Source organism: Pseudomonas anguilliseptica (assembly GCF_021375795.1).
GTDB classification, from domain to species: domain Bacteria; phylum Pseudomonadota; class Gammaproteobacteria; order Pseudomonadales; family Pseudomonadaceae; genus Aquipseudomonas; species Aquipseudomonas anguilliseptica_A.
The window spans coordinates 1,545,518-1,560,596 of sequence record NZ_JAEIOI010000001.1 but is presented as its reverse complement, the minus strand read 5'-3'; the positions used below and the strand labels follow the sequence as shown (position 1 = coordinate 1,560,596).

At 61.4% G+C, this 15,079-nt stretch carries 13 protein-coding genes; 8 read left to right on the top strand and 5 right to left on the bottom strand.

Translation table 11 applies throughout. The features are described 5' to 3' along the window. Positions 1–47 precede the first annotated feature (47 nt). Both IOD17_RS07230 and IOD17_RS07225 read right to left on the bottom strand, forming a co-directional pair. On the bottom strand, positions 48–824 hold the full coding sequence (locus IOD17_RS07230; protein ID WP_233684382.1) for a substrate-binding periplasmic protein: 777 nt from the start codon (positions 822–824) through the stop codon (positions 48–50). Between the two features lie 110 nt (positions 825–934). Next, complete coding sequence (locus tag IOD17_RS07225; protein ID WP_233684381.1) at positions 935–1,558, bottom strand: TetR/AcrR family transcriptional regulator; 624 nt, start codon at positions 1,556–1,558, stop codon at positions 935–937. A 215-nt stretch (positions 1,559–1,773) separates the two neighbouring features. On the opposite strand from IOD17_RS07225, the gene IOD17_RS07220 reads away from it, so the two are divergent. From IOD17_RS07220 to IOD17_RS07190, 7 genes are all read left to right on the top strand, one after another. Beyond that, entirely contained in the window at positions 1,774–3,573 is a 1,800-nt protein-coding gene (locus IOD17_RS07220) for an acyclic terpene utilization AtuA family protein (protein WP_233684380.1), read from the top strand. Between the two features lie 2 nt (positions 3,574–3,575). After that, positions 3,576–4,445 carry an SDR family oxidoreductase gene (locus IOD17_RS07215; protein WP_233684379.1) on the top strand — a complete coding sequence of 290 codons (870 nt, stop codon included), beginning with the start codon at positions 3,576–3,578 and terminating at the stop codon, positions 4,443–4,445. A gap of 4 nt (positions 4,446–4,449) precedes the next feature. Further along, positions 4,450–6,066, top strand: coding sequence for an acyl-CoA carboxylase subunit beta (atuC, locus tag IOD17_RS07210; protein ID WP_233684378.1), 1,617 nt, complete (start codon positions 4,450–4,452; stop codon positions 6,064–6,066). Positions 6,067–6,084: 18 nt separating this feature from the next. Beyond that, positions 6,085–7,245: a citronellyl-CoA dehydrogenase gene (gene atuD, locus IOD17_RS07205; RefSeq protein WP_233684377.1), complete on the top strand. Its 1,161-nt coding sequence runs from the start codon at positions 6,085–6,087 to the stop codon at positions 7,243–7,245. 105 nt (positions 7,246–7,350) lie between these two features. Then, positions 7,351–8,151, top strand: a complete 801-nt coding sequence (locus tag IOD17_RS07200) for an enoyl-CoA hydratase/isomerase family protein (protein WP_233684376.1) — start codon at positions 7,351–7,353, stop codon at positions 8,149–8,151. A 137-nt stretch (positions 8,152–8,288) separates the two neighbouring features. Further along, positions 8,289–10,277 (top strand): acetyl/propionyl/methylcrotonyl-CoA carboxylase subunit alpha, encoded by a 1,989-nt coding sequence (locus IOD17_RS07195; protein WP_233684375.1) that lies wholly within the window; start codon positions 8,289–8,291, stop codon positions 10,275–10,277. Between the two features lie 112 nt (positions 10,278–10,389). Further along, on the top strand, positions 10,390–11,208 hold the full coding sequence (locus IOD17_RS07190) for an SDR family oxidoreductase (RefSeq protein ID WP_233684374.1): 819 nt from the start codon (positions 10,390–10,392) through the stop codon (positions 11,206–11,208). A gap of 5 nt (positions 11,209–11,213) precedes the next feature. Here the strand turns inward: IOD17_RS07190 and IOD17_RS07185 are convergent, their stop codons facing one another. Beyond that, entirely contained in the window at positions 11,214–11,996 is a 783-nt protein-coding gene (locus tag IOD17_RS07185) for a substrate-binding periplasmic protein (protein WP_233684373.1), read from the bottom strand. A gap of 108 nt (positions 11,997–12,104) precedes the next feature. Beyond that, positions 12,105–12,479, bottom strand: coding sequence for a VOC family protein (locus tag IOD17_RS07180; RefSeq protein WP_233684372.1), 375 nt, complete (start codon positions 12,477–12,479; stop codon positions 12,105–12,107). 180 nt (positions 12,480–12,659) lie between these two features. On the opposite strand from IOD17_RS07180, the gene IOD17_RS07175 reads away from it, so the two are divergent. After that, positions 12,660–14,486 carry a long-chain-acyl-CoA synthetase gene (locus IOD17_RS07175; RefSeq protein WP_233684371.1) on the top strand — a complete coding sequence of 609 codons (1,827 nt, stop codon included), beginning with the start codon at positions 12,660–12,662 and terminating at the stop codon, positions 14,484–14,486. Positions 14,487–14,520: 34 nt separating this feature from the next. Here IOD17_RS07175 and IOD17_RS07170 read toward each other — a convergent pair whose 3' ends face one another. After that, entirely contained in the window at positions 14,521–15,015 is a 495-nt protein-coding gene (locus tag IOD17_RS07170) for a hypothetical protein (RefSeq protein WP_233684370.1), read from the bottom strand. Positions 15,016–15,079 lie beyond the last annotated feature (64 nt).

The window sequence follows — 15,079 nt, the reverse complement described above, 5'->3', positions numbered from 1 at the left end:
GCAGCCTACTCCAGGCGAACCTGACCGAACAGAGCATTTTCAGTCATTTAGGGTACGGAAACTTCCCGCAAGTGGTATCTGCCCAGCAACTGTTCCAAATGTTTATCGCGATTGAGTTGTTTAAGCAGGTCCGCAAAGGCCTGCGGCGAAATGGCCGACAGCGGCCGAAACAGCGCCTGATGCTGATAGACCTGATCAACCCGCCTGGACACCAGCAGCGCGCTGCTTTGTTCGGGGTAACGCTGCTGATAAGCGCGCAAGTAAGAACGCGTTACCACCGCCACATCGGCACGGCCACGCAGCAACATGATCAGGTTACTGTCATGGGAATAGGTCAACACAGCATTGTATTGCTGGGTGAGCACCTGTTTGTCCGAATTGAAATCAGCAAAGCCATAGTGATAACCGCTGTACAGGGCCATGCGCTTGCCATTCAGATTATCGAAATAGTGCTCGTCACGGCCCGGTTGCAGGCGGGCGACATAGACTTCGGCGTCGTTGATATGCAGATCCAGAGCTGCATGAGCAATACCCTGCCAGCCCCAGCCGGGAGATTCGAAGAGGATCAGATCAAAGCGGCCGTTCTGCAGATCACGGTAACGGCGCATGGTCGAAGTTGCGACCAGCGTAAAGCGATAGTCTCTCTGCGACTGGTTAAGCGCCTGCAGCAACTCCGGCAGCAGGCCACCCACGCGGTCACCTTCCGGTTTCACCACATAAGGCGGGAAATGGTAGGCCCCCACCCGCACGTCAACGGCCGCCTGGGTCGTACAGGCCAGCGTCAACGCAAACAGGAAGAGCAGCCCCTTGAACAGCTTGGGCAAACGACAGACCTCAGCAGACTGGATACAGCAATAGGACGCTCTGACAGCATCAATAATTATTTGACGCCAAAATACTATCAAAACGCCATATTAAGCGTAGCTCAATTTGCTCAAGCGTCTTTGATCACCAGAGACAGGGCCTCTTCAGCCAACTGATCGAGGGTCATCGGCCCTTCCGGACGGAACCAGGTGGTGGTCCAACTCAGCGCGCCAGTCAGCAGGCGACGCAAAATAAACGGATCCGCCTTGATGTAGCCAGCTGCCTTGGCTTCACCCAACACTTGCAGCCAAAGCTGCTCATAGTTGTCACGCAGTTCAAGGATAAATGCCTGGCCCTGCTCCGACAGCGAGCGCCATTCATACACCAGCACGGCCATGGCCTCACCGGTGCCCCCCATGATCGATTGCAGCTCGCAGCGAATCAGCGCCAGCACGCGACCGCGCAAATCCGTCGCATCAGCCAGGGACGCCTGCATCAGCGCAGTGTTGTAGCGAATGGTCTCCTCCATCACCGAACGCAGGATTTCGTCCTTGCTCTTGAAGTGATGAAAGATGCTGCCGGACTGAATGCCCACCGCGCTGGCCAGGTCACGCACCGTGGTGCGCTCGTAGCCCTTACTGCGGAACAGGTGTGCGGCGGTTTGCAGCAATTTGCCGCGCGCGCTGTCCGGATCGGTGATCTGCCCACTGGCCACCAGGTCCCGCATCACCGCCTGCGCTTGTTGATCATCCACGCTAAATGCTCTCCAACTTTTCTTGCCTTGCGCTCAACGCCCTGCGCGTTGTTGCCCAAGTGCTTGTCGTTATTAGTGAAATTTATGCTGCGCCAGCCACCCAAGCAAGCGCTTGGCCACACTTTCGGTTAGAAAGATTCGCCGCGGGGCTTTTCAACCAAGCGCTTGCTTGGTAGCCTTCAGTTCACCTTAATCCTGTGTTGCGGACTCTTCCAATGACTAAAACCGTACGCATCGGCTGTGCTTCCGCCTTCTGGGGCGATACCAGCACCGCCGCCGCCCAGCTCGTAAAGGGCACCGAACTGGATTACCTGGTGTTCGACTACCTGGCCGAAGTCACCATGTCGATCATGGCTGGCGCGCGGATGAAGAAGCCGGATGACGGCTACGCCCGTGATTTTGTCGAAGTGCTGACGCCGCTGCTGGGTGAGATCGCCGCCAAGAAAATCCGCGTGATCAGCAACGCCGGCGGGGTCAACCCGAGCGCCTGCGCCGCCGCCCTGGCCGCCGCCTGCGAGCAGGCCGGGGTCAATCTGAAAATTGCCGTGCTGCATGGCGACAACCTGCAACCCAAACTCGGCGAACTGGCCAAGGCTGGCACCGTGGAAATGTTCAGCGGCGCACCATTGCCGCCCTTCTGCGTCTCGGTCAACGCCTACCTTGGCGCGCCGGGCATCGTCGAAGCTCTGAAGCTCGATGCGGATATCGTCATCACCGGTCGCGTGGTCGACAGCGCCGTGGTCAGCGCCGCCCTGGTGCATGAGTTCGGCTGGAGCTGGAGCGACTACGACCAGCTGGCTCAGGCCGCATTGGCCGGGCATATCATCGAATGCGGCGCGCAGTGCACCGGCGGCAACTTCACCGACTGGGAAAGCGTGCCGGACTACGAACATATCGGCTTCCCGGTGGTGGAAGTGGCGGCCGACGGCAGTTTTGTCGTGACCAAGCCGGAAGGTTCCGGCGGCTTGGTCACGCCTTTTACCGTGGGCGAACAGATGCTTTATGAAATCGGCGATCCACGGGCCTATTACCTGCCCGATGTGCTTTGCGACTTCACCCAGGTGCAACTGAGCCAGGTCGGCGACAACCGCGTGGAGCTGAAAGGCGCGCGCGGCCTGCCGCCGACTGATCAGTACAAAGTCAGCGCCACCTACCCGGACGGTTTCCGCTGCACCGCCAGCTGCCTGATGGCCGGCCTTGATGCGGTGAAGAAAGCCCAGCGCGTCAGCCAGGCGATCATCCGCAAGACCGAGGAAATGTTCGCCGAACGCGGTTGGGGGTCTTACAAGGAAGTCAGCATCGAGTTGCTCGGCTCCGAAGCCACCTACGGCCCGCGTAGCCAGCGCAGTGACTCCCGCGAGATCGTGATCAAGATCGCCGTGCGCCATACCAAAAAAGAAGCCCTGGTATTGTTCTCCCGCGAGATCGCCCAGGCGGCGACCGGTATGGCACCGGGGCTGACCGGCATTGTCGGCGGTCGCCCTACGGTTTATCCGGTAATCCGCCTTTTCAGCTTTCTTGCCGACAAGTCTGCCTGCCAGTTGCAGGTGGAAATCGACGGCGAACGTACTCCGGTCGAACTACCGCAGATCGCGGTACTGGACAGCGCACAGATCGCCGCCGACATCGCTGCTCCACTGCCGAATGGCCAAGCCGACACGGCAGTGCCGCTGATCAAGCTGGCCGTGGCGCGCTCCGGCGACAAGGGCAACCACAGCAATATTGGTGTGATGGCCAGAAAGCCCGAGTACTTGGCCTGGATCGCCGCTGCGCTGAACGAGGGTGCCGTGGCCGAATGGATGCAGCACACGCTCGATCCGCAAACCGGCAAGGTCAGCCGCTGGTATCTGCCGGGCAGCCATAGCCTGAATTTTTTGCTGGAAAACGCCCTGGGCGGCGGTGGCGTCGCCTCCCTGCGTATCGATCCGCAAGGCAAGGCTTTCGCCCAACAATTGCTGGAATTCCCGATACCGGTGCCCAGGGCGCTGGCCGCTAGCCTCGAACAAGGACAATAACAATGCGCTACGACTCGGTGTTTAAACCCGGCCTGTTTAACGGCCAGACCATCATGGTCACCGGCGGCGGCAGCGGTATCGGCCGTTGCACCGCCCATGAACTGGCCAACTTGGGTGCCCACGTGGTTCTGGTTGGACGCAAGCTGGAAAAGCTCGAAACCACCTGCGGCGAGATCATCGAAGACGGCGGCAGCGCCAGCTTTCAGGTCTGCGATATCCGTGATGAAGAGGCCGTCAAGGCCATGGTCAAAACCGTGGTCGCCGAACGTGGGCAGATCCACCACCTGGTCAACAACGCCGGCGGCCAGTTCCCCGCGCCGCTGATCGGCATCAACCAAAAAGGCTTCGAGACCGTGGTGCGCACCAACCTGGTCGGCGGTTTTCTGATCGCCAAGGAAGTCTTCCTGCAAAGCATGAGCAAGCATGGCGGCAGCATCGTCAACATGCTCGCCGATATGTGGGGCGGCATGCCGGGCATGGGCCACTCCGGTGCGGCGCGCGCCGGTATGGAGAACTTCACCAAGACCGCCGCCTACGAATGGGGCCACGCCGGGGTTCGGGTCAACGCCGTGGCACCGGGCTGGATCGCCTCCAGCGGCATGGACACTTACCCCGAGTCGATGAAAAACATGATCCGCAACCTCAAGGATCACGTGCCGCTGCAACGCATCGGCAGCGAGTCGGAAGTGGCCGCCGCCATCGTCTTTTTGCTTACCCCTGGAGCCAACTTTATCAACGGCAACACCATCCGCATTGACGGCGCCGCCAGTCAGGGCACCCGTGCCTGGACCTTGGGCAAAGCGAAAAACAGCGAGACCTATAACGGCTTCCACCGGGCGTATATGCCAGACGTGTTCAAGGGCGAGGAATAACACTATGCCCATTATCCAGTCTGAAATTGATGTGCATGGCGAGGACTTCGCCAAAAACCGCGAGGCCATGCTCGCGGCCGTGGCCAGCTTTCGCCAGATCGAACAGAACTGCCTGAACAAGGCTGCCGAAGCCAAAGCGAAATTCGAAAAGCGCGGCCAACTGCTGCCGCGTGAACGTCTCAACCTGCTGCTGGACCCAGGCGCGCCGTTTCTCGAACTGTCGTCGCTGGCCGGCTACAAGCTGCACGACGACAAAGACGGCACCCAGGCCGGCGGCGGGATTATTTCCGGTATCGGCTATATCGCCGGGGTGCGTTGCCTGGTCACCGCCAGCAACAGCGCGATCAAAGGCGGCACCATCTCCCCCACCGGCTTGAAGAAAACCCTGCGCCTGCAGCAGATCGCCTTCGAGAACAAACTGCCAGTGGTGGCGCTGACCGAAAGCGGCGGTGCCAACCTCAATTACGCCGCCGATATCTTTGTCGAAGGCGCACGCGGTTTTGCCAACCAGGCGCGCATGTCGGCCATGGGTTTGCCGCAAATCACCGTGGTGCACGGCTCCAGCACCGCTGGTGGGGCCTATCAGCCAGGGCTGTCGGATTATGTGGTGGTGGTACGCGGCAAGGCCAAGATGTTCCTCGCCGGCCCGCCGCTGCTGAAAGCCGCTACCGGCGAAATCGCCACTGATGAGCAACTGGGCGGCGCCGAGATGCACGCCCAGGTCGCCGGCACCGCCGAGTACCTCGCGGAGAATGACGCCGACGGCGTGCGCATCGCCCGTGAAATCCTCGCCATGCTGCCGTGGAATGCCCAACTACCGGCGCGCCCGGCCAAGGTCTACAGCGAGCCGCTGTACCCGGCTGAAGAACTGCTCGGCCTGGTGCCGGCCGATGCCAAGAAGCCCTACGACGTACGCGAAATCATCGCGCGCATTGCCGACGGTTCGGCCTTTCTCGATTTCAAGAACGAGTTCGACAACCAGACCGTCTGCGGCCACTTGCAGATCGAAGGCCAGCCCTGTGGCTTTATCGGCAACAACGGTCCGATCACCCCGCAAGGCGCGGCCAAGGCGGCGCAATTTATCCAGCTGTGCGAGCAGAGCAACACGCCGATCCTGTTCTTCCACAACACCACCGGCTTTATGGTCGGCACCGAGTCAGAACAGCTCGGCGTGATCAAGCACGGCTCGAAGATGATCCAGGCGGTGGCCAACGCCACCGTGCCGAAACTCACCATCGTTGTCGGCGGCTCCTACGGCGCCGGCAACTACGCCATGTGCGGCCGAGGCCTCGATCCGCGTTTTATCTTCGCCTGGCCCAACAGCAAAACCGCCGTGATGGGCGGAGCCCAGGCCGGCAAGGTGCTGCGCATCGTTACCGAGGAGAAACACCTGAAGGAAGGCAAAGAAGCCGACCCGAAGATGCTCGACATGCTGGAAACCGTCACCGCGCAAAAACTCGACAGCCAGTCCACCGCGCTCTACGGCACTGCCAGCCTGTGGGACGACGGCCTGATCGACCCACGCGATACACGCAAGCTGCTCGGCTATCTGCTGGATATCTGTGCCGAAGCCGCTGTTCGCCCGCTTAAAACCACCACTTTCGGCGTAGCCCGCCTGTAACCCTTCGGAGAATAAAAAATGATCTTTACCCAGGAACACGAAGAGCTGCGCCGCACGGTCCGTAACTTTGTCGACAAGGAAATCAACCCGCACGTCGAGCAGTGGGAAAAAGACGGCCGTTTCCCGATCCACGATATTTTCAAGAAAGCCGGCGACCTCGGCCTGCTGGGCATCTCCAAGCCGGAGAAATTCGGCGGCATGGGCTTGGATTACAGCTACTCGATCGTCGCTGCCGAGGAGTTCGGCACCATCATCTGCGGCGGCATCCCGATGTCCATCGGCGTTCAGACCGATATGTGCACCCCTGCCCTCGCGCGTTTTGGCTCCGATGAACTGCGCGAAGAGTTCCTCAAACCGGCAATCACTGGCGAGATGGTCGGCTGCATCGGCGTCTCCGAAGTCGGCGCCGGCTCGGATGTGGCCGGGCTGAAAACCACCGCCAAGAAAGACGGCAGCGACTATGTAATCAACGGCAGCAAGATGTGGATCACCAACTCGCCGTCCGCTGACTTTATCTGCCTGCTGGCCAATACCTCGGACGACAAGCCTCACGTCAACAAGTCGCTGATCATGGTGCCGATGAACACCCCGGGCATTTCGGTCAGCCCGCACCTGGACAAACTCGGCATGCGCAGCTCGGAGACCGCTCAGGTGTTCTTCGACAACGTGCGCGTGCCGCAGCGCTACCGCATCGGCCACGAAGGCGCTGGTTTTATGATGCAGATGCTGCAGTTCCAGGAGGAGCGTCTGTTCGGCGCAGCAAACATGATCAAGGGCCTAGAGCACTGCATCAGCGCCACCATCGACTACTGCAAAGAGCGCAAGACCTTCGGCAACGCGCTGATCGACAACCAGGTGATCCACTTCCGCATGGCCGAGTTGCAGACCGAAGTCGAGTGCCTGCGCGCCCTGGTCTACCAGGCCACCGAGCAGTACGTGCGCGGCCGCGACGTAACCAACCTGGCGTCCATGGCCAAGCTCAAGGCCGGCCGCCTGGGCCGTGAAGTCACCGACAGCTGCCTGCAGTACTGGGGTGGTATGGGTTACATGTGGGAAAACCCGGTCGCCCGCGCCTACCGCGACGTGCGCCTGGTGAGCATTGGCGGCGGTGCCGACGAAATCATGCTGGGCATCATCTGCAAGCTGATGGGCATTCTGCCGGGGAAAAAGAAGGGCTAGAGCTATTACCTGTAGGAGCCAGCTTGCTGGCGATCCGCGCGCCTAAGATCGCCAGCAAGCTGGCTCCTACACAAGCGCGCTGCGGCAAACACCGAGGAAGACCTGATGCCCGAATTACCCGATTGCGAAACCCTGCTGCTGAATCTCGACGCCGGCGTGCTGCATATCACCCTCAATCGTCCGGACAGCCGTAATGCCATGAGCCTAGCCATGGTCAATGAGCTGCGAGGTGTGCTGGAAAGCCTGCGCAATGATCTGAACGTACGCGCCATTGTGCTGCGCGGCGCCGGTGGGCACTTCTGCGCCGGTGGCGATATCAAGGATATGGCCGGAGCAAGAGCAGCCGGTGGTGACGCCTACCGCAACCTTAACCGCGCCTTCGGCAGCCTGCTGGAAGAAGCGCAGAACACGCCACAGGTGCTGATCGCCGTGCTTGAAGGCGCCGTGCTGGGCGGCGGCTTCGGCCTGGCCTGCGTCTCGGATATCGCCATCTGCCAGCAGGACGCCAAGTTCGGCCTGCCAGAGACCACCCTGGGGATTCTGCCCGCACAGATCGCACCTTTTGTGGTCAAGCGTATCGGTCTGACCCAAACCCGCCGCCTGGCCCTCACTGCCGCGCGCTTCAATGGCAGTGAAGCCGAGCGGCTGGGCCTGGTGCACTTCAGCGAAGCCGATAGCGAAGCCGTCGACGCACGCCTGCACCAGATACTGAGTCAAGTACGCCAATGCGCGCCGCAGGCCAATGCCCAGACCAAGGCACTGCTGCTGGCCGCCGAGCAAGAAGCCCTCGGCCCGCTACTGGACCGCGCCGCCGAGCAGTTTGCTGCAGCGGTAACCGGCGCCGAAGGCATCGAAGGCACCATGGCGTTTGTACAGAAACGCGCGCCCAAGTGGGCTGCTGAATAAAACCGTGGGTGGGGCTTTAGCCGCGACTGCTATCGCTGTCTCGCGGCTAAAGCGGATCGCCGCCCGGCGTCTCCCACACAAATTGATCGCAAATCGCCACCCGGATGCAATTCGGATCGACCAGCAGGAGCACACAGATGCCCGCCTTTAACAAAATTCTGATCGCCAACCGCGGGGAAATCGCCTGCCGGGTGATGCGCACCGCCCAGGACCTCGGCTACCGCACCGTGGCTGTCTACTCCGAGGCTGACGCCGGCGCCCGCCATGTGCAGCTGGCCGACGAGGCCGTGTGCATCGGCCCGGCGCAGGTCAATCAGTCCTACCTGGTGATCGACAACATCATCCAGGCCGCGCAGAAAACCGGTGCCGACGCGATCCACCCGGGCTACGGCTTTCTCTCCGAGAACGCCGACTTCGCCCGCGCCTGTGAGGCCGCCGGCATCGTGTTTATCGGTCCGACCATAGAAGCCATCCACCTGATGGGCAGCAAGCGCCTGTCGAAGATCGCCATGCTCGAAGCCGGCGTGCCGTGTATCCCCGGTTTTGAGGGCGCTGCCCAAGATGACGACACCCTGAGCCGTGAAGCCGAGCGCATCGGCTACCCGCTGATGATCAAGGCCAGCGCCGGTGGTGGTGGCCGTGGCATGCGCCTGGTGCACGAATCCAGTGAACTGCTGGCGCAGATCCGCACCGCTCGCTCGGAGGCGCAGAACGCCTTCGGCTCCGGCGAGTTGATCCTCGAACGCGCAGTGATCCAGCCACGCCATGTGGAAATTCAGGTGTTTGGCGATACCCACGGCAATATCGTCTATCTCGGCGAGCGCGACTGCTCGGTGCAGCGCCGCCACCAGAAGGTGGTCGAGGAAGCGCCCTGCCCGGTGATGACGCCCGAACTGCGTAAAGCCATGGGCGAGGCGGCGGTAAAGGCGGCGGCATCAGTGAACTACGTTGGCGCTGGCACCGTGGAGTTTCTGCTGGATCAGAGCGGCGAATTCTTCTTTCTGGAAATGAACACCCGCCTGCAGGTCGAACACCCGGTCACCGAACTGATCACCGGGCAAGACCTGGTCGCCTGGCAGATTCGCGTGGCAGAAGGCCAGCCGCTGCCGCTCAGGCAGGACGAGATAACCCTAACCGGCCACGCCATGGAAGTGCGCCTGTACGCTGAAGACGCGGCGCATAACTTCCTGCCGCAAACCGGCACCGCCCTGCGTTGGGAACCGGCGCTGCGCGACGGCATCCGCATCGACCACGGCCTGGTCGAAGGTCAGGCCATCAGCCCGTTCTACGACCCGATGCTGGCCAAGGTCATCGCCTATGGCGCGACCCGCGAGGAAGCGCGGCGCAAGCTGGTGCGTGCGGTGGAGGATTGCGTGCTGCTGGGCGTCAACGGTAACCAGCGCTTTCTCGCCAACCTGCTCAGCCATCCCGAATTTGCCGCTGGCAATGCCACCACAGCCTTTATCGCCGAGCATTTCGCCGATGACCCGAGCCTGAGCCCGCAACCGCCAAAAGCCAGCGAACTGGCCGCCGCAGCCGCCCTGCTGTTTCAGCAGTCGGCCAATGCCCGTGCCCATCAGGGCGGTCTGGCAGGTTGGCGTAATGCCGGAAGCGCACCCTGGCGCTTTCTGCTGAAGCATGGTGAACAGCAATTTGCCGTGAAGCTGGAAGTATTGGCCGACGGCCCACAGCCCAGCCTGCTGGCCACGATTGGCGAGCAGCAAGTCAGCCTCAAACTGCTGGCCAGCGACGGCCGTTGGGCCACCCTGGAGCTGGACGGTATCCGCCAACGCCTGGCCTATCACCTGGCCGGTGAACAGCTCTGGCTGTATGGCCATAACGGCAACCTGCAACTCAGTGACATTACTCATCTGCCGGTCAGCAGCGCCGCCGGTGCCGGCTCGGGCAGCGTGAAAGCACCGATGGATGGCGCGATTGTCGAGGTGCTGGTCGAAGAAGGCGCCACAGTCAGCAAAGGCCAACTGCTGGTGGTGCTGGAAGCGATGAAAATGGAACACCCACTCAAAGCCAGCATCGATGGTGTGGTGCGCCGCATCGGCATCAGCCGTGGCGATCAGGTGAAGAACCGTCAGCTGTTGGTGGAAATCGAAGCCAGCGAAAGTTGATTGCATCCCGTGGGAGGGGCTTTAGCCGCGACTAATGGGTTACTTGTCGCGACTAAAGCAGATCGCCGTTCGGCCCCGCTCACAAAAACCATAACAATTCGGGAGCACGCATATGTCACTGCAAGGCAAAACCCTGTTTATTACCGGCGCCAGCCGTGGCATCGGCCGCGAGATTGCCCTACGCGCTGCACGCGACGGTGCCAATATCGTCATCGCGGCGAAAAGCGCCGAGCCCCACGCCAAGCTGCCGGGCACCATCCACTCGGTGGCAGCCGAGGTCGAGGCCGCTGGCGGCAAGGCCCTGGCGCTGCAGGTCGATGTGCGTGACGAAAGCGCCGTGAAAACTGCCATGGCCCAAGCCGCCGAGCACTTTGGCGGTATCGACGCGCTGATCAACAACGCCGGCGCCATCAAACTGGTGGGCGTAGAGAAACTCGACCCCAAACGCTTCGACCTGATGTTCCAGATCAACACTCGCGCGGTGATGGTTTGCAGCCAGGCGGCGTTGCCCTACCTCAAGGACAGCCGTGGCCATATTCTCAGCCTGTCGCCACCGCTTAACCTCGATCCAAAGTGGTTCGCCAACTACGGCCCTTACACCGCCACCAAATACGGCATGAGCATGCTGACGTTGGGCATGCATGAGGAATTCAAGAAATACGGCATCAGCGTCAACTCGCTGTGGCCGAAGACGGTGATCGCCACCGCCGCCATCGAGTTCGAAGCCGGCGGCCCGGCGGTGATGAAGGCCGCACGCCTGCCGGCAATCATGGCCGACGCGGCCCATGCCATCCTCAGTAGCAGCGAGCGCACAATCAGCGGGCGCCTGCTGATCGATGAAGAAATCCTCCGCGAGCAGGGCCAGAGCGACTTCGAGCAGTACCGCTATGACCCGGCCGGCAAACTGATGAACGATTTATTTGTCGACTAGCCGCCCTAATGCGCCGCAGCCGGTAACAGGTGTTCACTAAAAAACGCCGCATACCCCTGCTGCGCAGCCACCTCGGCCTGTGCTCGCTCATAGCGTTGCAGGTAGCGCCCAGCTGCGGCGCGGGAGAATGCCGAATACAACTGCATGTGCTCCCTGGGCAGCGGCAGCAGGCGAATGCTGTCTTGCATGCTCAGGTGTTGAACCTGATAGCGCACGGCTAAGTCATCGGGGTAGTAGAACGCTTCCAGGCGCCCGGCCTGGAGCATTTCCAGGCTCTGGTTCAATACGTTGCTGCTGCTCAAGGTTTGCAGTTGCAAGCGTGGGTCACGCAGCATGGGCGAGCGGTAACCGTCCTGCCAGGCACCTAAGCGCAAGGGCAGCAGTTGCTCGACCGAGTCCACCCGCTGCAGAGGGTGCTCACGGGCCACCAGCAAGAGCGGCTGCACCACCACAAAGGGCTGTGCCGGGTAGACCAGCATGGTTTCACGCTCCGGGGTCTTGGCCAGGATCAGCGCCATATCCAGCTGATCACGTTGCAGCATCTGCAACAACCGGGACAACGGGTAACGTTGGTAACTCACCGCATCCAGCTGCATGCGCTCGGCAATTTTTGCGAAGTAGGCAATCGCCGTCCCTTCAGTATCGGCCTGCCCTGGCAGCGGCGTATGCGGCGGCAGGTCGAAGTAGCCAACGCGCAGGCTGTCGGCACTCACCAATGGGGCCAGCAGGATCAGCAAAAAGAAGATAAAGGCAGGCGACACAGCTGAAACACGGCAGGGTGTTCTCATGCACAAACCTTAGGGCCGAACCCGTTGAGTAGAACGCTGTGGGGAGTCTAGCTGCCGGCCATACTCGGTGGCGGGCCGGCGCTAAAGAAAATCACTGAATAGCGCGTTTCAACTCAGCCGCCAAGGCGGATTCAGGCGGTTTTCGCCGGCGTGATACAGGCACAGCGGATTGCCGTCCGGGTCTTGCAGATAGGCCTCGCGCCACAGCCAGGGTTGGTCGGTCGGCAGCATGCTGAACTCGACGCCCTGAGCCTGTAGGCGGGCAACGGTCTGGTCCAGTTCAGCGCACTCGAAGTAAATCAGGGTCTGGCTGGCCGGCACCTGTTCGACACGACTAAGGGAAAAGCTCGCCTGACCGTCCGGGCAGCAGAATCGCGCATAGTCCGGCAGGCTCTCGACAATCAGCTGCAGGCCCAGTTGCTGGTAAAAGCGGATCGCACGTGACACATCGCTGACCGCAACAGTGATTTGATTCAGGTTCATCGCCGGCTCCTTCAGCATTCAGCGCTCCCTGTAATGCCACAGCCCGAGTGGCTCGGCAACGGCCCGTACGGTTATTTGCCGATCTGCCCTGCCCGGCTTGCGCCAGAGCCATGGCAGGCGTACGAGCAGGCGACTAGAGTTGGCCTTCGCCCCCGCATAACAACCATAAGCGCGAGAGCCATGAGCCAGACCGATCTGATTTCCCCGCTGCGTTTTCTGACCCGCTTGCCGCAGCATCTGCCGCGTGTACCGCGCATGCTGCGCGGCCTGTATTACGCGGGCATCCGCAACCGTGAAAAGAACCTGTCGCTGGCCTGGGCGCTGGAGCGGGCGGCGCAACAGCACCCGCAGCGTCCGGCGCTGCTGGATGAGTCGCGCAGTCTCAGTTATGCCCAGTTCAACGCCTGGGCCAACCGCCTGGCCTGGGCTTTCAAGGCCGAAGGCGTGCGCCATGGCAGTGTGGTGGCGGTGATGCTGGAAAATCGCCTGGAGTTGCTGGCGATTCTCGCGGCGCTGAGCAAGCTCGGTGCGGTCGGTGCCTTGGTCAACACCACTCAACGCGGCAAGGTGCTGGCGCACAGCCTGAATCTGGTCAAACCGGGCTTTATGTTGATCGGCGAAGAACTGCTCGTCGCCTTCAATGAGGTGGCCGAGCAACTCGACAACCCACAGACACCGCGTTACTGGGTAGCCGATCAGGAATGCCTCAGCGATGCCGGCCAGGCACCGGCTGGCTGGACCAACCTGATGCAACTGGCGCGCAGCAAGGCCAGTGATAACCCGCCTGACAGCGCCCAGGTGCAGATGAAGGACCCTTGTTTCCTGATCTACACCTCCGGCACCACCGGTCTGCCCAAAGCCTCGATCATGAGCCACGGCAAGTGGATCAAGGCCTATGGCGGCTTCGGCCACTCCGGCCTGACCCTGAACAATCAGGATGTGCTCTACCTGACCCTACCCTGTTACCACAACAACGCCGTCACCGTATGCTGGAGCGCCGCTTTGGCTGGCGGCGCGGCCATCGCCCTGCGCCGCAAGTTTTCCGCAAGCGCCTTCTGGGCGGATGTGCAGCGCTATCAGGCCACCTGCTTCGGCTATATCGGCGAGCTGTGCCGCTACCTGCTTAACCAGCCCGAGACGGCCGCCGAGAAGAACAACAGCCTGCGCTGCATGATCGGCAACGGCCTGCGCCCCTCGATCTGGGCCGAGTTCAAGGCGCGCTTTGGGGTCGAGCAGATCACCGAGTTCTATGCCTCCAGCGAAGGCAATATCGGCTTTACCAACGTGTTCAACTTCGACAATACCGTGGGCTTCTCCCCCGCCACCTATGCCATCGTGCGTTACGACTTGGAGAACGACCAGGCGGTACGTGGCAAAAAAGGCTTTCTGGAAAAAGCCAAGAAAGGCGAAGCGGGCCTATTGATCAGCGAGATCAGCGCCAAGTGGCCGTTCGACGGTTACACCGACCCGGCCAAGAGCGAGGCGGCGATCCTGCGCAATGTTTTCAAGAAGGGCGATGCCTGGTTCAACACCGGCGACCTGATGCGCGACATCGGCTGCAAGCATGCGCAATTTGTCGACCGCCTGGGCGATACCTTCCGTTGGAAAGGCGAAAACGTCTCCACCACCGAAGTGGAAAACGTCCTCGGTGCCTTCCCAGGCGTGGAAGATGCGGTGGTCTACGGCGTGGAAATCCCCGGCACCAATGGCCGCTGTGGCATGGCAGCGCTGCGCCTGAGCGAAGGTCAGCAACTGGACGGCACCGCCCTCGCCGCACACCTGGATGCCGAATTGCCGGTGTACGCCGCACCGCTGTTTATCCGCCTGCTCGGCGAGGTGGAAACCACCGGCACCTTCAAATACAAGAAGGCCGACCTCAAGCAGGCCGCCTACGACCCGACGCGGGTGCAGGAGCCGCTGTGGGTGCGTCTCCCCGGCGAATCGTGCTTTACGCCGCTGGATCACACCCTGTTCAGTGCCATCAGCCAGCAGGCCTACCGCTTCTGATCAGCCATACCCGGCGACGGTTGGCCGTCGCCGGCTACTGCTTGAACTCGAACTGCAACTGCGCACCTTCAACCGATTGCCAATAGTCGTCACCACGCTCGTTGGTGATCAGCTTGCCATTGAGCTGAAAGGGGCTTTCCGGCTCAGTTTTTTCGACAAACAGCGGTGGTAACAACGGCGTCGACAGGTCGTTGAGCGGCTCCAGAGGTTGCAGTGGATCGAACACATCAGGGTGCAGGCTCAACTCCAGCGGGACCTTTTTCTCCGGCACCGGCTGAGCGGGCTTGGCTTTGACGGGTGCGGCAACCGGCTTGGCTGGCGGCGAATTTTTCGCCGGTTTTGGCGCAGCAGGCGGCTCCGCCTGGGGTGCTGGGCTGACAGGCGCAGGCGGTGTTTTACCACTCGTGGACGTATCGGCCTGCGTTTGCACAACCGGTGCTTTGGTTGGCGTAGGTGGATTGGCGGGTTGCTCGCAGGCTGCCAGTGACAACAGGGTCAGCAGCAGTGCGCAACGTTGAATAATGGTCATGGCAGATACAAAGGCAGCGTCACAAGCCGCTATGCTCGCCCCTGCACAGGCCGCTGGCAACCCT